Genomic DNA, 21,889 nt, shown 5'->3' with positions numbered 1-21,889 from the left:
AGGTTGACCCAGATAACCGGATAGCACAAATATGTGGCGCAGATTCCAGGCTTTTATCCAACGCACTCGCAGCGTTTTAGTTATTACTCCCAGCGTTGCCTTGACGGTTATGGTTGGGCAATCGTTGGGACTTTTTAATTTACCGGAATGGAAAATTCGTGACGAATGGGTTCGTCAGCGATCCTCACAGGCGATCGCCGATCAAATTGTGATTGTGACAATTGATGAACGCGATATCCAATCGGTGCAGAAATGGCCGATTCCAGACTGGGCGCTGGCACGATTACTAGAAAAAATCCGATCGCAACAGCCCCGCGCCATTGGATTGGATCTCTATCGAGATTTACCCGAAGGAAGCGGATATGAGCAACTTGTGCAAGTTTTTCGCAACACTCCCAATTTGATCGGAGTCGAGAAAATTACCGGCGAACGTGTCAATCCCCCACCGGAATTGAAAAAAAAGGATCAGGTAGGATTAGCCGATTTGGTATTGGATGGCGATCGCTTTGTGCGTCGGGTGCTTCTGACAGCTGAAGATACCAAAGAGAAAAACACCCTTAAACCCGGACTTGCAACCCTTGTCGCCCTGAAGTACCTCGAAGCTGAAAAAATTAGCTTAGAAAACATTGACCCCCAAAAGCAAAAGTTCCGCTTGGGCAAAGAAATTTACTTACCACTGCAAAATCAAGAAGCAGGTTATACCGATGCCGATTTAGGAGGCTATCAAATTCTGCTCAATTGGTATGGAACAGAGGCAGCATTTCGGACAGTTGCCATGCGCGATGTCTTAGCAGGGAAAATTCCAGCAAATTTGATGCGCGATCGCATGGTATTTATTGGCTCAATCGCCTCTAGTACCAATGATTTCTTCAGCACACCTTTCTCTTCCTGGGTATCGGCTCAAAAACCAACTCCAGGTGTGGTTATTCATGCCAACATTGCTCACCAACTAGTACAAGGCGCAAAAACAGGAAAAGCCGGATTAAAAGGCGTTTCTGGAACTTTTCTATCACTCTGGATTGTTTTTTGCTCTGTCATCGGTTCTACGGGCAGTTGGTGGTTAGCTAGTGCGCGTACCAGACGACAGGTTCCCGGTGGCAAAATTCTTTGGGCAACTGTAGGCATCACTGGAGCCATCATAGGGGGTGGATATGGGATATTTTTGCATGGTGTTTTAATTCCGGTAACACCAGCCTTAGCCGCATTTATCGGTAGTGTGATTGCCACAACAAACGCTTATAAACAGCAGAAGTTAGAAGAAACAAATCGTCAACTAGAAATTGCCAACAGTCAACTATTAGATTACTCTAAAACCCTGGAGACAAAAGTCGAAGAACGAACTCATGAATTGGTTGAGGCAAAGCAAGCTGCCGATGCTGCCAATCAGGCCAAGAGCGAGTTTCTCGCCAATATGAGCCACGAACTACGCACACCTCTCAATGGCATCCTTGGTTTTGCCCAGGTACTACAAGCATCGCCAAACATGACAGCTAAAAACCTAGAAGGAGTCAGCATTATCTACCAATGCGGATCGCACCTTTTGATGCTGATCAATGACATTCTCGATCTCTCGAAGATAGAAGCAAGGAAATTGGATTTGGTTGTAACCAATGTGCATCTGCCCAATTTCTTACATGGTGTGACTGAGATTTGTGGTATCCGGGCCGAAGAGAAAGGCATTAAATTTAATATCTTAATTAGCGATCGCCTACCAGTTGCCATTGAAGTCGATGAAAAACGGCTACGGCAAGTGTTGATTAACTTGCTGGGCAACGCGATCAAATTTACAGATAGTGGTGGCGTAACGTTCAAGGTAGAAGTACTGGGGGCTGGGGACTGGGGACTGGAGACTAGGGACAAGGGGGACAAAGAGAATACCCAATCCCCATTACCCCTTATCCCCAGAGGGGTCCCCACCTTCCCCAATCCCCAATCCCCAACCCCCAAGATTCGTTTTCAAATTGAAGATACGGGTATTGGGATGTTACCAAACCAACTCCAGAAAATCTTTTTGCCCTTTGAGCAAGTGGGTGAAGCAGGGCAGCGATCTGAAGGTACTGGCTTGGGATTGGCCATTAGCCAAAGAATTGCCGCATTGATGGGCAGCCAAATCCAGGTGCAGAGTCAGCCAGGGCAAGGAAGTATGTTTTGGCTGGATTTGACAGTACCAGTATCACTGGATCATGACTGGCAAGTAAGAACGACTCCCCCAACTGCCCAGAAAATTATCGGAATTCGGGGTAATGCGCCTCAGATTCTCATTGTCGATGACGATAGCAACCACTGTTCTATGTTGACCAGTATGTTGCAACAAATTGGCTGTCGAACCCTGGAAGCTAACGATGGCAAACATGGGCTACAGGTGGCAAATGAACACAATCCAGATGTGATTCTGCTCGATTTAGCTATGCCCAACATGGATGGTTTTGAACTAATGTTTCATCTCCAAGGGAATCCCGAAACCAGCTCTATTCCCATTATCGTCTCTAGTGCCAGCGTCTTTGAGGAAAATCGCCAGCGTAGTTTAGAGGCAGGGGCAACAGCATTCCTATCCAAACCCCTCCAAATCGATGAACTAATCAATAGACTGCGATCGCTGTTGAAAGTAGAGTGGATATATGCTCAATCTTCACCTCCCAAAGGTGAGCAGGTAACTAGTAGTGAATGGGTTTTACCATCCCAGGATGTTTTGCAACAACTCTATCATCTGGCAATGATGGGGGATATCTCCGCGATGGAGGGAATATTAGGAGAGCTAATTGAGCAAAACAGTCAGCTAGCTCCCTTCGCGGCAGAGTTAACCAAACTCACTGCTAATTTCCAAACCGGAAAAATCCGTAAGTTCCTCAAATCATTTGTCACAACGGAGTTACATCCATGATCGCTGTTCCTCTCTCGAAACCAATACGTATTTTGTTGGTGGATGACAATCCAAACAATCTCAAGTTGCTATCTGAAGCCATTCAGAGGTGTGGCTGGAAAGCTCTCATGGCGACAGATGGAGAGTCAGCGATCGAACAAACAGCCTATGCTCATCCCGATCTCATTCTCTTGGATGTGATGATGGCAGGTATTGATGGATTTGAAACTTGTCGCAGGTTGAAAACCGATCCCATCACTCAGAATATTCCGGTGATTTTCATGACTGCCCTCTCCGATTCTACAGACAAGGTGGCGGGATTGGAAATAGGTGCAGTTGACTACATTACCAAACCCTTCCAGCAGGAAGAAGTCATTGCCCGTTTAAAATTACACCTCAAAATTTCCCATCTGACTCGCACATTAGAAGAACGTGTGCAAGAGCGCACCGCAGAATTAACTCAATCTCTACACCAGTTACAACAAACCCAACTACAAATGATCCAGAGTGAGAAAATGTCCGCTCTCGGCCAGATGGTTGCAGGTATTGGTCATGAGATTAATAATCCGGTTGGTTTTGTGAGCGGAAATTTATCCTATATTGAGGAATATGTCAATAATCTGCTTCGCTTGGTAAACTTACAACAGCAGAAGCTACCGCAGCCAGACGCGGAAATTCAAGAGCTGATTGAAGAAATCGACTTGGAGTATCTGGCAGAGGATCTACCAAAACTGCTGGTATCAATGCACCAGGGAATTACCCGTCTTAAAGATATCAGCCTCTCTCTGAGAACTTTTGCTCGCGCAGATATTTCATCTCCGGTGGAGTTTCAGATTCACGAAGGAATCAATAGCACCTTAATGCTGTTGAAACATCGACTCCAAGGTAAGGGCGATCGCACTAAAATCCAGGTTGTAACACAATACGGTGATTTACCTCCAATCATCTGCTATCCTGGACAACTTAATCAGGTGTTCATGAATATCATTGCCAATGCCATTGATGCATTTGATGAACTCCATCAAAACCACTCCGATCAAGAGATTGTTGCTTGTCCAAACATCATCACCATTACTACATCGGTTAATCTTCAGCAACAAACCGTCACAATTTGCATTCAGGATAATGGCCCTGGTATGTCTACTGAGGTGCAGGCTCGGATTTTTGAGCAATCTTTCACAACCAAGTCCGTGGGCAAGGGAACGGGGCTAGGATTAGCAATCAGCTACCAAATTATTGTTGATAAACACAATGGACAAGTCAACTGCTTGTCAATGCCTGGTGATGGGACAAAGTTTATTATTACTCTGCCGATGTTATCAAGTAATTACTAATTAGGCTTTTCCATAATATATATTTAGTGTTTTATGTCAATGCGTCACTAGTAAATTATATTAATATGTTCGAGAGTTTCGCGTAATTAATAGATGGGAACCCACGAGCCAAGTATGCTCTAACTGTGGGTTTCGATGGGGTAAAGTTGACCTCTCTATTCGTTCAATACTCTGTTTAAATTGCAATACTGAACACGATAGAGATGGGAACGCAGCCAAAAATATAGAACAAGTCGGGATGGGGAATCGCCACGACTCTAAATGGACGCAGAGGAATTGTAATACTACCTTGGTAGCAGAATACGTTGAAGCGTCAAGAATCACCGAGGCTTAAGCGGGCGTGAGTATTTCAACCCTGGAACCTCTCACCGATGCAGAACAGTAGGAACTAAAACAAATTCAGAATGATTTTGATAGATATCTTACAGCAGGAAAGGTTTCCGAAGGTCAGAACCTACTCTTTAGATTCTCTTTTGGAGTACAGCGATCGCCTATTCGACAGCTAAGAATCTAACGAGAAGGTGAGTTAGCATAGCTTACCGGAGGTATCGCTAATTGTCAATCACGACGAAAATTTCTCTTACGTTGTTTGTGTCTTGCGACTTCTTTGCGCTTGTGTTTTTCCAAAGGCGTTTCAAAGTGACGATGCTTTCTCATGTCTGGAAAAATACCTGCTTTGGAAACTTCTCTCTTAAATCGACGTAAGGCTGACTCAATTCCTTCATTTTCGCCCACAAATACTTGGGTCATTTTCATCTCCTACTTAATTGGTACTGGGCAATTTTAAGCCATCCAGTAGACCGGAGCGCAAAAAGGGCAGATAATGATTCTGCCCTTAAGACGTTAAAACTTAATTTTGGATCTTAAAGTTTAGTAGCGATTTCTATTGTATCCACCGCCACCACCACTGTTGCCTCGGTTCCCACCACCAAAGGAACCGCCTCTATCTTCCTTCGGTTTAGCCTTATTTACTTTCAAGTCACGTCCCATCCACTCAGCACCATCAAGAGCATCAATGGCAGCTGTTTCTTCGGCTTCTGTACCCATCTCTACAAAAGCAAAGCCGCGTGGACGTCCTGTTTCACGGTCAGTAGGCAACTGAACTCGTTTTACAGTACCGTGTTCGGCAAAAACAGAATTGAGGTCTTCTTGTGTGACCTCGTAGGATAGATTACCTACATAAATTGACATGCATTATCTCCAAAATCATAGGTGTGTAGAGATTTAGATTTCGGAGACAAGCTTGTTAAGACCAAAAGGGAAAAGCCTGTCAATACTAAAAACAAACACTGTAACCGAATTTTATTCTCACTTGACTACCTTAGCACATCATTCAGTTCTTACCCACCGTAACTTAGAAGTACATAAAGATTGGGGATTGGGGATTAGGGATTGGGGATTAGGGATTGGGGATTGGGGATTAGGGATTGGGGATTGGGGATTAGGGATTGGGGATTAGGGATTGGGGATTAGAGAAAAATTTAGTCCCCAGTCCCCAGTCCCCAGTACCCAGCCCCCAGTACCCAGCCCCCAGTACCCAGCCCCCAATATTGATTAGCAGAAATTCCCCAAATAATTGCAAAATAAATGCAGTTCGTCATTGGTTACTACCTGGAAATGCCGACTACACTTGCTGATGCCCAAAATTTACTTTCTGACCTCATCGCCCGCTACTCAGGGCGTGTAGATTATCTGATGATTCGCCTTGAAGAAGCAGAAGGGACTGATATCTTGTTGCGTGGCGACAAGGTAGAAACTCTCAGTGAAGGCATCTCTATTGGTGGACATATTCGCGCTTGTTATAAAGGCGGATGGGGGTTGAGTTCCTTTAACCAGCTGGCGACAATCAAAGATCGGATTGAAGAAGCGATCGCGGCGGCGCGGATGGTTGGTGATGAAGAAACTTTACTTGCACCCATTGACCCGGTGCAAGCTATATGCATTCTCCCCTTAAAAGGCACCGATCCTCGACAAATCGCCCTCTCGAAGAAAAAACAATTGTGCGATCGCTATGCCCAATTGCTCAAAAGCGTTGATCCTCGCATTACCACTACCTCGGTACGTTACGGTGACAGCGCCCAAAAAGTGATCATCGCTACTTCAGAAGGCACTTTGATCGAGCAATCTTGGGTGGATATGGAAATGCGCTTTGCCGCCACCGCCAGAAATGGCGAAACCGTCCAAACTGGACGGGAAACTACTGGCTCTCGCAAAGGTTACGAAGATTTAACTGATTTGGATGAACAAGTCAAAGGAGCAGCTCAAAGAGCGATCGCCGCTTTATCTCTGCCTTCAGTCAAAGGTAATACTTACACCGTAGTCATTGACCCAATTCTCACGGGTTTATTTGTCCACGAAGCCTTCGGACATCTTTCTGAGGCTGATATGGCTTATGAAAACCCCGATCTGCTAGAAGTCATGACCATTGGACGGCGGTTTGGCCCAGAAGAACTCCAAATTTTTGATGGTGCCGCCCCAGAGGGACATCGCGGTAGCTATTTTTACGACGATGAAGGCACACCCGCTACTACTACTCAATTAATTAAAGATGGAGTTTTAGTTGGACGTTTACATTCTCGTGAAACTGCCGGCAAATTGGAGGAAGCGCCTACGGGTAACGCCCGATGTCTCAACTATCACTTTAGTCCTATTGTGCGGATGACAAATACCTGGATTGAACGGGGTAAAACACCAGTTGAAGATTTATTTACCGATATCAAAGAAGGAGTTTATGCCCGTAATTGGTTGGGTGGGATGACGAATGGGGAAATGTTCACCTTTAGTGCTGGGGAAGCGTGGATGATTAGGAACGGCAAAATTGCTGAACCTGTTCGGGATGTAACGCTTTCGGGAAATGTATTCCAAACTTTAGCGGATATTGAGGCACTTGGTGATGATTTCTACTGGGATGAATCCGGCGGTTGTGGTAAGGGAGGGCAAAACGGCTTGTCAGTGGGTTGTGGTGGCCCTAGTCTGCGAATTCGAGATGTAGTGGTTGGCGGGGAAACGTAAACCCCAACAGTTGGGCGATTTACAGGAATAAATATACCGCCGCCGTTGGTTTCGACACTCGCCAACACAGGTATTTTCTTTCTCGGAAATCACCTTGTCTGTATTGGACAAGTTTGTAGTAAGGACTTTAGTCCTTATTTTCTAAAGCACTAAAGTGCTTACTACAAACCATCAAAACTAGTTTGACAGACTATTAGTATTACGGGGGAATACTTAAATTCAAATCAATTCGCTAGCCAAAAAGCGACGTTACGCACATAGATTTTGATATCTTCTAAGGCGCGTGGCTCCTTTTTAATACCATCTCCCGGTGGTTCCTCTACAAAAGTGGGACAGCCTTTATTAATATCCCAGTTGTAATCTACTAAATGATGGAAGCTAGAGTTAGCTACTCCTCGTCCTAGTATATTCCCCTGTTCATCTTGATGATGCTCGATCGCTACAACCAGATTGAAGTTACGATTTGTAACTAAACTTTTACCCAGAGCAATTACCCGCGCGTTTGTATTGCCCACAGGTGCGCCAATACCGCCTTCGTGGGGATGTGCTGGAAAAAATTCGATAGTTCCCGAAGGTGAATGAGGATTTTTTAAAAGTTCGTGAATGGGTTCAACAATGGTAATTTTTTGATCATCGCCGTTAGCTCCAGAATGATAGTTGGGCCAGGATATATCAGTTGTGTATGAGTCATCTCGGCAACAGCGAGATTCGTCGGGATCGGGATTTCTGGTATTGAAATAATGCATATCACCAATATCAACTAAACCACACATGGAACAGCCCATATCTTGATGATCGCGTGTTGTCAAAATTCCGCCGCCGCGTTGTCGAAAAGCATTAATTCCGGCAATGTCTTTTTCGGTTAAACCCTTATCTACCTCTAAGCCAAATAGCCAAAGTTGATCAAAATTTGATTTGTCGAGACTACTTAAAACTGAGTCACCACCTACTCCATCTGATTGGTAATCGCGTCCCGTAACTTCAAATAAGGAGTTTCCTGTTTCGTCTTTAATCGATGCTAAGTAATCTTGTAACATCGAGAAACGAAAAATACTCCAGTCATTTTCAGTCGTAGGAATCGTAGTCTGCAAAAGAATACTAATTGGTTTTGCCATAACCTCTGCCAGACGAACACCACAATTGAGTATAGCGATCGCTTTGCACTAATGCTGAAATTTTTCAGGCAGCAACATCTCTCCCAAGGATGAAACTAACTCACAACTCTAGGTAGTCGCGCCAGTAGTTAAGAATCGCTAATCTAGATAAAGTTGATTCAATATTCACTCTACTCTAATTTACCGCACCAATTCTCAGTGGCGCGTGCTGGGAATTTACTGCCTGTCTGGGTAATCAATTAAACGTTCCTTAGCACAGCGACAGATATGAAAGCAGATCAACTCCTAAAAAACTATGCCGCAGGTGTCAGAGACTTTACTGGTGTCAACTTGAGTGAGGCCAACTTAAGAGAAGCCGATCTCAGTGGCGTAATTTTAGATAGAGCAATTTTAGATGGAGCTAATCTAAGTCACGCTAATTTAGCCCACGCAAGTTTGATTGACACGGACTTAAATGGAGCAGATTTGAGCAATGCTAACCTCAGTGGTAGCAACTTAAGCGGCGCGATTTTGGATGGAGCGATTTTGGATGGAGCTGCAATGGAAGGAGCTAATTTGAATCACGCTAATTTGACAGTTGCGAAACTGATTGACACTAATTTGAGTGACGCGGATTTGCACGAAGCAAGCTTGATAGCGGCGAATTTAGATGGAGCCGATTTAAGTGGTGCAGATTTAACTGTAGCTGACTTATCCCAGGCAAATCTCACTCAAGCAGATTTGAACCAGACAAATTTGAACGGAGCAAATTTAGATGGAGCCAATATAGAAGGAACAATCCTAGATGAGAATTCCACCCCTTAATGAAGAGGTAGGGGGCATACCTAGCAATCCCAAAGCCAACTCGCCTCTAACCAGTTGTTGAAAAATTTTTCAGGAACTACCAGCCACGAGCCTTGATAGCCTGACAGTAACACTTCATTGCAGTGCTGCCAGGAGTATCCCCATGACGGTTGACAAAGGCTAGGCTCTTGTCAATACGGTTTGGTTAAGGCAAGAGACGCCCTAGATCGCGTCTTTGCGATTAGCGGCGTGTCATCAAAAAACCTTATCCCAACCGTATTGAGGCTCTTGTCACCGAGTTTAGACAAGGATCTACGTTCTTCTGTAGTCAAATCAATCAAAAAGGGTAACTTTTCTCGAATAGTGGAAATCGCTTGCATTACCACTTGACGATCTGTTTGGGAAAGATTAGCACTGAGACAATTTTCTACTACTTTTAATACTCTTTTGGTTGTTCTAATTTCAGTATTTCCCAAGTTAGTCAGGCGATCGCTCACATTGTATTATTTCCCATTGGGTGTAAGCTGGGTTTCGCTGTCGCTTAATTAAACCCCAGCACCCCTAATGATGGGCGGGCGAGACGCCCACCCCACAAGAAATAGTTGGATATTTTTTTATTTGTCAGTCCCTTGTGTGTACACAGCCGCCACTTGCAAGAAATGGTAGGGCAGATATATTTTCGACAGAGGAAGATACTACTTTAAAAAAGTTTACTACAAGTAGTGTTGTTTATGATTGTCATAATTAAAACAATTGACTCTCAACTATCAATGGTGAACTCTAGCCTCGTTGTCACACTCTATGTCAACCCTATGACAGGGAATGATACTAATACTGGTTCACGGTTGAGTCCGTTTAAAAGTCTCACCCATGCCTTAAAATTAACCCAAATCCCGACGATAATTCATCTGGAATCGGGGACTTACAGCGCCGCTAGTGGTGAGGTGTTCCCAATGATCATCCCTGGAGGGGTGACAGTGGTGGGTAACGAAGCTAATAAAGGTGTAGGGATTGTAATTTCTGGCAGTGGTGAGTATCAAAGTCCCAGTTTTGGGATGCAAAATATTACGCTGCTTTTACGAGATAATGCCAGTCTTTTAGGTGTAACTGTCACCAATCCTTCTGCCAAAGGTACTGGTATCTGGATTGAATCGGCTGCACCTACTTTAGCTAACAATACTTTGAGGGACTGTGGGCGAGAAGGTATATTTACCACTGGCACTGCCAAACCCACAATTGTAGATAACATCTTTGTGCAAAATGCTGCTAGCGGGTTAGTGATGGCAGGTTATAGCCAAGGAGAAGTACTGCGGAATGTATTTCAAAGAAACCCTTTAGGGATAGCAATTAGTGATTTTGCGGCTCCGACGATCGCCAATAATAAATTATCAGAAAATCGCGCGGCGATCGCACTTTCTCGCAACGCCCAACCTGTAATACGTCAAAATCTCATTGTTAAAAATACCCAAGGTGGCTTATTTATCAATGGTAATGCACTTCCCGATTTAGGTAATACCCAAGATCCCGCCGCTAATATTTTTCGTGATAATAATGAATTTGATTTATATAATGCCACTACCCAAAAACTGGTTTCCGTAGGTAATGAATTAAATCCGGCTCTAGTGAAGGGCTTAGTTGAATTGATCCCAGCCAATCAAGTCGCAGTTAGCACTAGTTCCTCGGAGACTCCGACAGAATCCCCATCTCAAAAACTCCCCGCGTCTCCCGAACTAGATGGACATTGGGCAAAACCATTTATTCAGGCGTTACTGAACATGGATTTAACTCGTGCTTTTGCTGATGGTAGCTACCAGCCAGATAAACCCATAACTCGCGCCCAGTATGCAGATATGGTAGCGATCGCCTTTAACCCATTACCCAAAGTCCCAGCACCTAATTTTACCGACGTACCCAAGGATTTTTGGGCTGATAGCGCTATCCAAATCGCGGCTAGTGGTGGCTTTGTTGGCGGATTTAGCGATCGCACTTTCCGCCCCGATCAAAATGTGCAACGACTACAGGTGATTGTCTCCCTAGTCAACGGACTGGGACTATCAGCTGTTGATAGCGATGTTTTAGAAGTATATAGCGATCGTCAGACTATTCCCAACTATGCCCGAAAAGCAGTTGCTACTGCGACACAAAGAGGTATAGTTGTCAACTATCCAGATCCCAAACTACTTGCACCTTTACGTCTGGCAACACGTGCCGAAGTTGCAGCAATGTTTTATCAGGCATTAGTTGCCATTGGGCGAACATCTGCGATTAAATCAGTCTATGTAGGGTTGCATTCCAGAACTTGACAAGTAGAATAGGGAACACTGCCTATCGGCTTGGTAACTCGTAGAAAAAAAAACTATGTAGTTAAAAGCACGTTAGGCTAATATGCGGTGGGTGACAAATCTTAGACCTATTGCCTCAAGCTAATAGCCCCATGTTAACAACACTTCCAGATACTTCTGCCAACTTGGCGATCGCCTTATTAATTAACTATAGTTTCGATCTCAGTGGGTATAGTGCCAATGAGCTAGTTGAGCGTTGGCAAACGCAATACCCACTTAATTGGCTACACCTGGCAGTGATTGAGGCATTATATCAAGGTCGTTATAAAGCGGTTTCTGTGCAACAAATCTTAGTATTTTGGCAGCGCCGGGATCAGGCTACATATCATTTCAACATGGAATTTGAACGCATGGTTTGTAGCAAATTTCCCCAAAGCTTAACCTCATTGGCTGCACCATCCCTACCGCCAGCCAAGAAAAACCCCATTGTCGAGAAAGTGATGAGTCCTCAATTACCACCAGCGAAGATTCGCAACGGCTATCAACACAGCAATACTGCAACTCTACAGCTGAAAAGTTCCGAACTAAAGGCATCTTTAGCTGAAGAAGAGGGGAAGCAGGAAGATAGAGACAATAAAACTGTCCTAAAGTCTCCCCTTTCTGGGAAATTTACCTCTTCAGCAACCCTTCAGCTATCGTCTGCTGTCAGCCAAAGGCAAACTTCCCAAGAAAGTCCAGTGCCTTCCCCACCACCAAGGCGCGATCAACGACAGCTAAAACTGCTTCCACCTGCGACTATTCATGCCCCAATCGGGCAATTCACTCCCGAAAAAAGCGATCGCTCTGACTCTTTTACATCTAAACTCAAAGCGATGTCTGGGGAACAGAATCGAAGTGGGGGGAGTGGGGACTAGGGACTGGGGACACTTCGACAAGCTCAGTGCATCGCTGGGGACTGGGGGAGAGTAATTAATATTTTTAGATTTTTAGGCTGCGACTAACTGCTTAAAACGCTCATCATCGGCAATATCATCAAAATCTAGGTCACTTGCTGCGTCTTCTTTATACCTGGGATTAAGTTCAATCGCTTGTTGTAGAGTTAGCAGAGATCGTTCAACTTGTCTTTGCAGTGCGTAACAGACTGCTTTGTTGTAATGGGCACTGGCATAATCTGACTTAATTTCTAAAGCTTTGTCAAAACTAGCGATCGCTTCGTCATCGCGTCCCAATCTTACCAAAGTATAACCGCGTTTATCCCAGATTTTGGGCGAATTAGGTTGAAATTCTAAAGCTCTATCTAAAGACACCATTGCTTCTTCGTATTTTTCTAATGCTACTAAGGAAAGACCACAATTTAACCAAGCAACTGCATCATCAGGTTTGATTTGTGTAGCTTTTTCAAAGGAGGCAAAGGCTTGCTGATGTTGTTGTAAGTTGCCAAAAGCAACGCCGCGATCGCACCAAGCTTGATGATAATCTGACTGAATCTGAATAGCTCGATCATAAGATGCGATCGCATCTTTGTAGCGTTTTAACCTTCCGAGGGTTAAACCTCGTTTTAACCAAGCCACAGCCTCATCTGGTTGGATTTTAACCGCTTGATTGTAAGCTGCGATCGCATCTTCATAACGCCTTTGGGAAAACAGCCCATCTCCCTGTTTTACATATTCATCAGCAGTGAACTTCGGTTGTTGTGGCTGTTCTTGGATTTCTTCTTCAACTTCAGATTTCATCACATCTGGGATAGATTCAGGTGTAATTTCAGTTAGTTCTTGAAGGATGAGATTCTTTCTTTCTTGAGCATCTAATTTTAACTCAGAAAGTTGAGAGACAAACTCAGTTTCTAATCTTTCTAATTTCTCCAAAACGATCATCTTTTGTTGTTGAGCATTCCATTGTAACTCTGAGAATTGCGAAGTAAACTCAGAACCAGATTTTTCTAAATTTTTAATGATTAACTCTTTGCACTTCTGAGCATCTACTTGTAATTCAGATAGTTGATCGGTAAACTCTGACTGCAATGCTCCTAAACTTTCAACAATTTTATTTTTTTGCCCCTGAGCATCTATCTGTAACTCAGATAATTGAAATTTCAAGTCTTTATCTAATATTCCTAAATTTTCAAATATGATATTTTTTTGTTTTTGAGCATCAACCTGTAATTCTGATAATTTATCAGCGAACTCTGACTGCAATTTTGTTAAACTTTCAAAAGTTATATCCTTTTGTTTTTGAGCATCAAATTGCCATCCACAAAGTTGAGATTTGAACTCCGACTTTGATACTTCTAAATCAGCAACAGCTATTTCTTGCTGTTGTTGCACACCTAACTTTAAATTAGAAAGTTCCTCTGTGATGACAGATACTAATTTTCCTAGATTCTCCAATACTATATCTCTTTGTTGTTGAGCATCCAACTCTAACTTAGATACCCCAGAGGCAAATTTCGACTCTAAATTTTCTATATTCTCTTGAGATTTTTTGAGTTCAGTTTCTAATCTACTTAATACCTGTGCTTTAGCTAAATCTAACTCAGATGTAAAGATAGATATATTCTCTTGTCCATTCTTAATTTTTTGTTGTAGAGCATCTGTTTCCTGTGCTAATTCATAATTTATTTTTTTAGCTTCTTGAATAACATTTTCAGCCTCTTGTTTAACAGATATTAGCTGATTTTGCAATTTTTCCATTCCCTCTAGTTGTTGCATCGCTCTATCAGCAATTTCACGAATTATCACCCGTCGCAGAAGCCATAATAAAGCAATGACTGCGATTGGAAATAGACTTAATATAACTAACCAAACATCAAGTAAGATAGTTGTACGGCTAAAAGCACCCTTAAAATCAGATTGGACTTGGTGTTGAATTTGCTTTTCTGCTCTAAGTCGGGCTAATTCTTCCCGTTCCTGATTAGATAACACCGGAGTAGGAGTTAGCGCTGGGGAAGCTAATGGTGCAGATTGTCCACTGGCAATTCCAGAGGATAGAAGTAAGGGTAAAAATACAATAGTGTATTTTATAATTAAAGCGAAAACAGTTTGATTTTTGCTCTTCATAACAACCATCCCAGTCTGTTGGTCAGTTTTTGAAGCGGCGTGCCTCTCTCCAATCTATAGCAGAATTGAGTGGTTAAATGTTGTGGAGGCAGTAGAAAATGCTGAACAATCCTTAACTAATCCCTTCCCTCGTCCCTGAGTATACGTACAACTTTAGTGGTAGAGCGTAGTCAACTTTTTGACATTTTTGTTATGTGTTGATCTACCGCACTAACATTAGATTATCTAGGATAAGCAGATTGCTTGTCCTCAAACTAACTTAACAAAGGCGGTAGAAAATGAGTCGCATAAATCCTTATACACTGCAATTGCAGATTACTCGAATGTTCGAGCAAGGGCAATCATTTTTTGCCACAACCAAGGTACAGGAATGGTTGAAAGAACGCAAACACAATCCAGAAGATTATGACATTATTTTCCATAAAAAACCCGCCCCTCCTGGTTCCAAAGAAGTGATGGTAGTGGAAATTGAGTTACGTCGCAAAGATGGGCAACCTGTAGATCCTTGGTTGCAGGAACAAGCAAATCTCCATGCCTGATTTTAGCAACTAGCAATTTTCCATTTAAATTCATATTATCTTAACAGGATTTATCAAAAAAGAGCGTTCCCAATTGGGGAACGCTTTTTGTTTACTGATAAAGCGATCGCATTCAACTGGTTGTACTGGGGACTGGGCAAGAAATTATTAGCACTAGCCCTTTCAAGGTGAGTAAAAATTTTGCTCAAAAATTTCCTCTTTAATCTCTTAACTCTGTGTTCTCTGCGTCTCTGTGGTTAAGATTATTTTTTATTTAAAACCGCCTTTGATACTCTACTACAGCTTGACTATCATCGGTTAAATTAGTGGAAGCACGGACACGAAAATGATCGTTGATCCGGTAATTAACACCCCATTGAAAGGGGTCATTTGTTGTCAAAATTTTGATACTGGAAACGGAGATTTTGGAAGAAATATCAACCCCAGCCTCGGCTGCTAATTCCAAAGTGGAATTACTTCTTCCCGCTTCGGGATTCTCAGAAAGAACGGTAGGAAATATCCGCAATTCACTTAAGCCAAAGGTACTTCCAATCTGGCTAAAAGCCGACTGAAAATTGTTTAACACAGCCGAACCTGCAATGTTAATTAGACCCAAAGTACTGTCACCACGTCCTTGGGTGTCTACAAACCCACCTCCTAAAAGAGCAACAATTTCGGTTTGACTACGTGATGGGCTGCTTGTTAGTTCTAGATTTTCATTTAGTTTGCTGGCCAGTCCGTTGATAGTGGCTTCGACTCGAACACTCTCTAAGGCTGATAAACCTGTGTTATTTACTCGACCAAAATCATTACTTTGAGTTACGTCCAGTACTTTGGCAAATAGTCGAATATCTAAGTCGGGATCGCGGGGTTGAGAGGGACTAAAAGTTGCAGTGTGTGTATAGCCAGGAGCAAGATTAAATTGGGTAGTAAATAAATTCACGCCACCTTTCTCTAAGCGGATAGTGCCACCGGGTATTGGCTGATTGATTGGTCCGTTAACGATAAGATTACCAGTGGCGCGGAAGCTGAGAATCGGGGGACGAGTTATTTGGACGTTTTTGCCTAGTTCCAAATCTAGATTATTAAATCTGGCGTTCGCATTTCCAGTCCCGCTCCCAATTTCAGCTTTGCTCTCTTTATCGGCTTTTGTAGGTGATACGCCAAGATTACTATTATTTGTAGATGAAGTGGCATCGGTAGATTCTGCCAGCAATACCTGACCATCAAATAAATTTACTTTACCGCCAATTATGGGATTCAGGGCAGAACCAGTAATCTGCAAATTGCCGCTAGCTCCTCCCTGATAAAGTCCCTTGAGATTCAACGCTAGCTGTTCGAGGTTAACAGTTAGGGGATTGTTGATAGTCACGTTGTCATTGTTGAAAATGGGAATTTCCCCAGCCGCTTCTACCTTCCCATGACTAAATCTACCCTGAAGATTTTGTACTAAGATGCTGTCAAAATTAAACAGCACTTTACCTGTAACACGTTTGAGCTTACCTGGCAAAGCCTGGGCTGAAAAAGTAGCATCATTGACAGTAGCAATTCCTTCTACTTCGGGTTTTCGCACTGTCCCGCGTACCTTGAGGTCTACTTCTCCTTCACCTTTCTCAAATACCACTTGATTAGTAAATGCGTTTAACAGTGCCAATCCCTCATTTTCTAACTTCATATCCAGAGTAATTTGCTCATTGTCTGGTGCAACGGTTGCAAAAGGCAATTTATAAGGGATGCTACCAGTAATATTAACAGGTTTTGGTCCGGCAACGGCGACAGTACTATCAAAGTTTAACCGTCCGTTAGCATAGCTGAAACTTGCTGTTGCTGACTCTACTTTGTTCTGATTTAGCATTCCTTCTGTGATTTGCAATTCTCCTCTACTTTGCGGATTGGCAATGCTGCCTGCTAAGGCTGCTGTAGCGTTAAGATTACCTGTGATCCCAACAGGCAGTTTGACAAAATTATTCAATGCTTGTACCGGAAAATTATTCACCTTCAGCTGTCCAGATTGTTGATCACCACCAACGTTCCCCGTGAAGGCAATCAGCCTATTTTTAGATTCGATTCGTAAAGGTCGCAAACTCAAAACACCGTTTTCAAAGTTGCCTTCGGCAATCACTTTATCAGCAGTATAAAAACGATTTTCTTCTTCCTTTTTACCCCAAGCAAAGTTTTGTCCATTCAAATTAAAATCCACTGATAATCCATTGGCTGTAGCTGTATTTACAGCCACTTCCCCGTTGAAAGTCCCCTTTAAATCTGCTATGTCCGGGATGGGAGTGGAATCAAGTCGCTGTTGTTCCTGTTCTGCTACTAGGGTTTCAATTTCAGAAAACCGTTGGATTTGGGTTAATAAGGGCTGATTTAGCGCTCCTTGGGGTGTGGTGGTCAGATCCGATGCTGTGCCGTAGATTTCTGCTGAACCACCTGGCAAATTTTGTAAATCAAATATCTGTGCCACAGCTAGAACATCTTGGATCTCACCCTGGTTGATGTTCAGTTTACCTTGTAGTTGATTACCTTTAGGGGTTTGAGCCAAAGTACCGACAAGGGCGTAGCGACTGTTGCCTTTGAGAAATTCACTACTTGCAACTGTGGCTTTACCATTATCGTAACGGAATTGAGCAGCTAAACGATCGCCTTTAAGACGGCCAATTTCTGGGCTGGCGATCGCTAAATTCCCCTTTGCTGCCAATGTCTGCTGATTAAATAGCAAATCTCCAGTTAACAACCCAGCTATCTTACCAGTACCCAGGCGAGTAACTGCTGGCGGAGTCAAATTCAATATTTGTAAGGGGAAATTTGCAACTTTCAGCGCCCAATCATTCCCTTGAACATTACCTGTGGCTGATGCTTGCTGCCATTTGACTAAGAAGGATTTCGGGTGATTATTGGCATCTAAATTGAAGTCGAGGCGATCTCTGGCGAGAAGCCCCTTCGGGTCTACGCTATTACCCGCCAAATTCAAATTCAAACCGCGTCCCTGTGCTGAATCGATGTTTCCAGTTAACAACGGCTCAAAAGCAATATTTTGAACAACCAAGTCTCGTAAGTTGATTTGCCCGACTACATTTGGTAAGGGCAGCTTACCAGTGATTTGTCCATTAAAATCAACTTTCCCCGCCACAGCAACCTGATTAGGAAGAGTGAATGGTAACTGTTTGAGGTTATAATTCTGCGCCTGGACGTTGAGATTTAGGGCAGTAATTTCCGGTATACCTGTTGTTTTGGCATTGGCTAATATGTTACCAGTAACATTTAAACCGGGAGCAGTTGCTCGCTCAATGGTCAGCCTTTCACCACTCCACGCGATCGCAGCACTCAAGGGTTGCTCAAGACCGGGGAGACCTTGGGATAATTGCACCTGTCCAGCAGCACGCACATCAGCTAATTTGGATGATCCCACAGTGCCAGCTAATTGCAACTGACCGCCAAATTGACCACGCAATTGCTGATTTAAGCGATTTAATTGCATACCGGCAGCATTAACTACAGCTTGATAGCGACCATTGGACAATTGAATATTAGAGGCTGCGATCGTTCCACCTGCAACATTCAGCCGTCCCTGACCACTGGCTTGGATAGTTTGCGGTTGAAATGACTCCACAGAACCCGCCACGTTTGCTTGACCAGTTAAGGCTCCCCGAAACTGCGCTGGGACTGCTACCAACTGCTGCAATGGGACATTATTTGCTTGAACTTGCGCCTGATATACACCATTAGCCAGTTGGATATTAGAGGCTGTAATGGTTCCACCTGCAACATTTACCCGCGCCTGACCGTTGGCTTGGATAGTTTGCAGTTTAAAAGAATCAACAGAACCTGCTACGTTGAACTGACCAGTTAAGGCTCCGTGGAACTGCTTTGGGACTGCTGCCAACTGCTGCATAGGCACATTCTTAGCCTGAACTTGCGCCTGATACACACCATTAGCCAGTTGGATATTAGAGGCTGTAACCGTACCACCGCCAATAGCAAGACTACCTTCACCAGTGCCACGGAGGGTTTTCAGGCTGAAATTCTCTCTATTGCCTGCGATTTGGAAGGTACCTGCCAATGGATTCTTTAAAGCTGGGGGAGACTGTTTCAATATTTGTCCCAATCGCACACCATTAGCGACAAGTTGAGCAGAGAAGCTTTGGTCTTCCAGTTGGATATTAGAAATTGCAACTGTGCCGCCACCAATTTGAACTTCTGCACCATCAGGGCGAATCGTGGCAATTTTAAATGGTGCTGTGCTGCCTGAGAGAATGAGACGACCATTAAACTGTGCGTCCGCCAAAGAGACATTTTGCAGTTGACTTTTATCTACAAAGGGTTCCAATTTTACCCCAGAGGCAACAGCCACAGTTTGCCAATGCTGATTGGCATAACTACCAGTTGCCCGGACTATACCACCACCGACATTCAGAGCCACATTGCGGAAAGAGACGGTGCGATCGCTAGCAATCGCAACTTCGCCAGTTCCGGGGTAAGTTCCATTAGGGGCTTGGTATTGTACCACAGTTTCGACATTAGTGGGAGCGCCAGTTAGTTGGGCTGTAGCGGAGACATTGCCGATTTGGAAATTGGGTGTTGTTTCGTAAACTTTGGCGATCGCATCCCCTGGAACATTCTTGGCGGCGAAATTTAAATCCAGTTGAGGGTTTTTACCGAGTTGAATTGTGCCAGCGCCAGTGATTTCACCACCAACTTTGGCTTTACCTTGAATATCTTTTAGGGTAATTAAAGAAGAACTAGTAACAAGCTCAAACTTACTACTGATACTATTAAAATCAACCTGATCAATTCGGGCAGTTTGGATCGTGGCAACTGAGCCGGAGATAATTGGCTCTTTTATTGATCCAGTCATCTGCAAAAAAGCTTGTACTTGTCCAGCAATCGGCACAGGCAGTTTTACCTTAAGAGTCTCCTGAGCATTAGCCAAACTCACCGCATTGACACGCGCTGCCAACTTAAAACCTGCTTTAGTGTCGATAATTCCCGTAGCCACTAGGGGAATTTTGCCGTAGTTGGTAGTGACATTATCCAACTGCAACTCCGTTCCCTGAAAGCGGAGATTTCCTTGGCTATTGGTCAACAGTTGCGGGACTTTGGGTATTTGAACTGTTACCCCTTGCACAGAAGCACTGCCAAACAATAAAGTGCGCTCTCCTGGCGTCAATCGAATTAATAAGTCGCCATTGGCTCGACCCGCCTGTAAGTTAATTGGTAACTTAATCAGATGCGTAATATCCGCAGCTAGCAAATCTTGCGATCGCACCTGAAAGTTCCCTGCTAGCATCCGAGAACGCGTCTCTCCCTGAATGGAAATACTGCCACCACTGTCTGCTTGACCACCGACTTCAAACCTGATCAACTGGTTGTTCGCTAAAAGTTGGGCAGATCCATTCAGTTGAGAAAACGTTACCGGGGATGAGGGAGATAAAGATGTTGATTCCGCTACTCCCCCATCTCCCCCTGCTCCCCCTGCCCCCCTGCTCCCCTGCTCCCCCGCTCTCTTCTGCGGCGTCAACGCTAGCTTGCCATTGCGAAACCGCAAATTGTCCAAATCGGTTTTAATCGCGGCGCCTTCACCTGACGGCGCGATTTTAGTGGAAACCCAGCGCCCTTGGTCATCCTGTTCAATGTAAATATCTGGATTGACTAAGGTGACATCTAGCTTCAAGTGGCGGTTAAAGATTAGTTGCAACAGGTCAAAACCCACCTCCACAGATTCGATTGCAGCCCAATCTGGATCTGTGGGTGTGGCTGGGATAGCTGAAGCCCCAAACTGCACTCCCGTCAACGAAAATTGTGTGACTCTTCCCAGTTTTACCGGACGGTTGAGTGTAGTCGTGAGACTTTGTTGTGCCAAGGGTGTTAACTCTGTTTGCACAAAAGTCCACAACCGCCAAATACCGACAATAGTTCCTAACAGTAAAAGTCCGCCCAAGGCAATGCTACCCCGACTCAACACCAGCAACCACAAACGCTTGCGATTAGGGGACGGGGAGTGATGATCGGGATTGGGAGATTTAGTCATTTGCTTTCACTGCATTAATTGCCGGATGTCGCTGGCACACACAAGCATTAACTGGCACATTGATTCAGTATGCCATTTCCAGGATACGCCAACTAAACCCAAGACCTCATAGGTTAAGTTACGGTATTTGGGAGCATCCAATACTTATGCTTAATAATATTGGCGTTTTCAGGAAAATCTGACATAGAGTGAAAATTGTTTCTGTGACCTTCCTTGAGGCACAATAGACTTCTTGCATAAATCAAAAAAAGAACCCCACCCCGCCTTTGACTTACGTCAAATTCTCCCCTCCCGAAGAGCGGGGAGGGGTGTTAGGGACTTTTGCAAGAGGTCTAATCTCGAACTTTAATATTAATAGACCTTAAAAAGACAGATGATTACACCAATGCGCGTCTTTGTGTTAATTTTTAATGCTCGAACGGAAAATGAGGGGATTCACACGATTCGGGAGGGCAATCGCAATAAAATTCTGATGTTCGAGTCAGAAGACGATGCCACGCGCTTTGCCCTGATGTTAGAAGCTCAGGATTTCCCCTCACCTACACCAGAGCCGATGGATGCTGAGGAAATCAAGGAATTTTGCGAAAGTGCTGGATATGAATGGGAAATCATCCCAGAAAACAGTCCTTTAGTTAGTAAAGTCCCAGAACTGAATGTGGAAAAAACTGACTGGCAAGCAGAGGCCGAGAAGAAGGATACTGTTGAAGATACCTTCCCTCTAAATCAACAGCCACTAGAAGAACCAGAATTAGAATTGTCTGATTCTGAACTAGAGAAGGTTCGTCGCAAATTGGAAGGATTGTTGTAATTAGTCATTAGTCATTGGTCACTTGTACTGAGCGTAGTCGAAGTATTGGTCATTGGCTATTGGTCGCTAACTGACTAATGACAACGGACATAG

General features: G+C 43.9%; 14 protein-coding genes and 1 pseudogene. 9 read left to right on the top strand and 6 right to left on the bottom strand.

The window, feature by feature from the left end:
• The first annotated feature begins 31 nt into the window (after positions 1–31).
• The 3 genes and pseudogenes from V7K50_RS29220 to V7K50_RS29210 form a co-directional block, all read left to right on the top strand.
• Positions 32–2,881, top strand: coding sequence for a CHASE2 domain-containing protein (locus tag V7K50_RS29220; protein ID WP_334966275.1), 2,850 nt, complete (start codon positions 32–34; stop codon positions 2,879–2,881).
• Positions 2,878–4,194, top strand: coding sequence for a hybrid sensor histidine kinase/response regulator (locus tag V7K50_RS29215; protein WP_334966273.1), 1,317 nt, complete (start codon positions 2,878–2,880; stop codon positions 4,192–4,194). Before V7K50_RS29220 ends, V7K50_RS29215 begins: the two co-directional genes overlap by 4 nt.
• 82 nt (positions 4,195–4,276) lie before the next feature.
• A pseudogene (locus V7K50_RS29210) lies at positions 4,277–4,528 on the top strand (zinc ribbon domain-containing protein); the annotation flags it as partial.
• A 224-nt stretch (positions 4,529–4,752) separates the two neighbouring features.
• Here the strand turns inward: V7K50_RS29210 and rpsU are convergent.
• Positions 4,753–4,944 carry a 30S ribosomal protein S21 gene (gene rpsU, locus V7K50_RS29205; protein ID WP_190730471.1) on the bottom strand — a complete coding sequence of 64 codons (192 nt, stop codon included), beginning with the start codon at positions 4,942–4,944 and terminating at the stop codon, positions 4,753–4,755.
• A gap of 120 nt (positions 4,945–5,064) precedes the next feature.
• Entirely contained in the window at positions 5,065–5,385 is a 321-nt protein-coding gene (locus tag V7K50_RS29200; protein ID WP_069073773.1) for an RNA recognition motif domain-containing protein, read from the bottom strand.
• A gap of 426 nt (positions 5,386–5,811) precedes the next feature.
• On the opposite strand from V7K50_RS29200, the gene V7K50_RS29195 reads away from it, so the two are divergent.
• Positions 5,812–7,206, top strand: coding sequence for a TldD/PmbA family protein (locus V7K50_RS29195; protein WP_334966597.1), 1,395 nt, complete (start codon positions 5,812–5,814; stop codon positions 7,204–7,206).
• 224 nt (positions 7,207–7,430) lie between these two features.
• Here the strand turns inward: V7K50_RS29195 and V7K50_RS29190 are convergent, their stop codons facing one another.
• Positions 7,431–8,321, bottom strand: coding sequence for a hypothetical protein (locus V7K50_RS29190; protein ID WP_334966271.1), 891 nt, complete (start codon positions 8,319–8,321; stop codon positions 7,431–7,433).
• Between the two features lie 267 nt (positions 8,322–8,588).
• Here V7K50_RS29190 and V7K50_RS29185 point away from each other — a divergent pair, with 267 nt between their 5' ends.
• Complete coding sequence (locus V7K50_RS29185; protein ID WP_334966269.1) at positions 8,589–9,125, top strand: pentapeptide repeat-containing protein; 537 nt, start codon at positions 8,589–8,591, stop codon at positions 9,123–9,125.
• Positions 9,126–9,295: 170 nt separating this feature from the next.
• On the opposite strand, the gene V7K50_RS29180 is transcribed toward V7K50_RS29185, so the two are convergent.
• Positions 9,296–9,601, bottom strand: a complete 306-nt coding sequence (locus V7K50_RS29180) for a hypothetical protein (RefSeq protein WP_334966616.1) — start codon at positions 9,599–9,601, stop codon at positions 9,296–9,298.
• Between the two features lie 273 nt (positions 9,602–9,874).
• Between V7K50_RS29180 and V7K50_RS29175 the strand changes: the two genes are divergently transcribed.
• Entirely contained in the window at positions 9,875–11,407 is a 1,533-nt protein-coding gene (locus V7K50_RS29175) for a DUF1565 domain-containing protein (protein WP_334966595.1), read from the top strand.
• A gap of 131 nt (positions 11,408–11,538) precedes the next feature.
• A complete protein-coding gene (locus V7K50_RS29170; RefSeq protein WP_334966267.1) occupies positions 11,539–12,300 on the top strand; it encodes a hypothetical protein in 762 nt (253 codons plus the stop codon).
• Positions 12,301–12,372: 72 nt separating this feature from the next.
• Here the strand turns inward: V7K50_RS29170 and V7K50_RS29165 are convergent, their stop codons facing one another.
• Positions 12,373–14,442, bottom strand: a complete 2,070-nt coding sequence (locus tag V7K50_RS29165) for a tetratricopeptide repeat protein (protein WP_334966265.1) — start codon at positions 14,440–14,442, stop codon at positions 12,373–12,375.
• A 278-nt stretch (positions 14,443–14,720) separates the two neighbouring features.
• Between V7K50_RS29165 and V7K50_RS29160 the strand changes: the two genes are divergently transcribed.
• Positions 14,721–14,981 carry a hypothetical protein gene (locus V7K50_RS29160; protein WP_273764067.1) on the top strand — a complete coding sequence of 87 codons (261 nt, stop codon included), beginning with the start codon at positions 14,721–14,723 and terminating at the stop codon, positions 14,979–14,981.
• A 253-nt stretch (positions 14,982–15,234) separates the two neighbouring features.
• On the opposite strand, the gene V7K50_RS29155 is transcribed toward V7K50_RS29160, so the two are convergent.
• Positions 15,235–20,988 (bottom strand): translocation/assembly module TamB domain-containing protein, encoded by a 5,754-nt coding sequence (locus tag V7K50_RS29155; RefSeq protein WP_334966263.1) that lies wholly within the window; start codon positions 20,986–20,988, stop codon positions 15,235–15,237.
• Positions 20,989–21,361: 373 nt separating this feature from the next.
• On the opposite strand from V7K50_RS29155, the gene V7K50_RS29150 reads away from it, so the two are divergent.
• On the top strand, positions 21,362–21,796 hold the full coding sequence (locus tag V7K50_RS29150; protein WP_334966261.1) for a DUF3110 domain-containing protein: 435 nt from the start codon (positions 21,362–21,364) through the stop codon (positions 21,794–21,796).
• The last annotated feature ends 93 nt before the right edge of the window (positions 21,797–21,889 follow it).

This window comes from Nostoc sp. (genome assembly GCF_036917135.1).
Taxonomy (GTDB): domain Bacteria; phylum Cyanobacteriota; class Cyanobacteriia; order Cyanobacteriales; family Nostocaceae; genus Nostoc.
This window is presented reverse-complemented; position numbering and strand designations above follow the sequence as displayed.

Coding starts and splice junctions, on each gene's coding strand:
- V7K50_RS29220 (WP_334966275.1), top strand. CDS start 32: ATGTGGCGCAGATTCCAGGCTTTTATCCAACGCACTCGCAGCGTTTTA.
- V7K50_RS29215 (WP_334966273.1), top strand. CDS start 2,878: ATGATCGCTGTTCCTCTCTCGAAACCAATACGTATTTTGTTGGTGGAT.
- rpsU (WP_190730471.1), bottom strand. CDS start 4,944: ATGACCCAAGTATTTGTGGGCGAAAATGAAGGAATTGAGTCAGCCTTA.
- V7K50_RS29200 (WP_069073773.1), bottom strand. CDS start 5,385: ATGTCAATTTATGTAGGTAATCTATCCTACGAGGTCACACAAGAAGAC.
- V7K50_RS29195 (WP_334966597.1), top strand. CDS start 5,812: ATGCCGACTACACTTGCTGATGCCCAAAATTTACTTTCTGACCTCATC.
- V7K50_RS29190 (WP_334966271.1), bottom strand. CDS start 8,321: ATGGCAAAACCAATTAGTATTCTTTTGCAGACTACGATTCCTACGACT.
- V7K50_RS29185 (WP_334966269.1), top strand. CDS start 8,589: ATGAAAGCAGATCAACTCCTAAAAAACTATGCCGCAGGTGTCAGAGAC.
- V7K50_RS29175 (WP_334966595.1), top strand. CDS start 9,875: ATGGTGAACTCTAGCCTCGTTGTCACACTCTATGTCAACCCTATGACA.
- V7K50_RS29170 (WP_334966267.1), top strand. CDS start 11,539: ATGTTAACAACACTTCCAGATACTTCTGCCAACTTGGCGATCGCCTTA.
- V7K50_RS29165 (WP_334966265.1), bottom strand. CDS start 14,442: ATGAAGAGCAAAAATCAAACTGTTTTCGCTTTAATTATAAAATACACT.
- V7K50_RS29160 (WP_273764067.1), top strand. CDS start 14,721: ATGAGTCGCATAAATCCTTATACACTGCAATTGCAGATTACTCGAATG.
- V7K50_RS29155 (WP_334966263.1), bottom strand. CDS start 20,988: ATGACTAAATCTCCCAATCCCGATCATCACTCCCCGTCCCCTAATCGC.
- V7K50_RS29150 (WP_334966261.1), top strand. CDS start 21,362: ATGATTACACCAATGCGCGTCTTTGTGTTAATTTTTAATGCTCGAACG.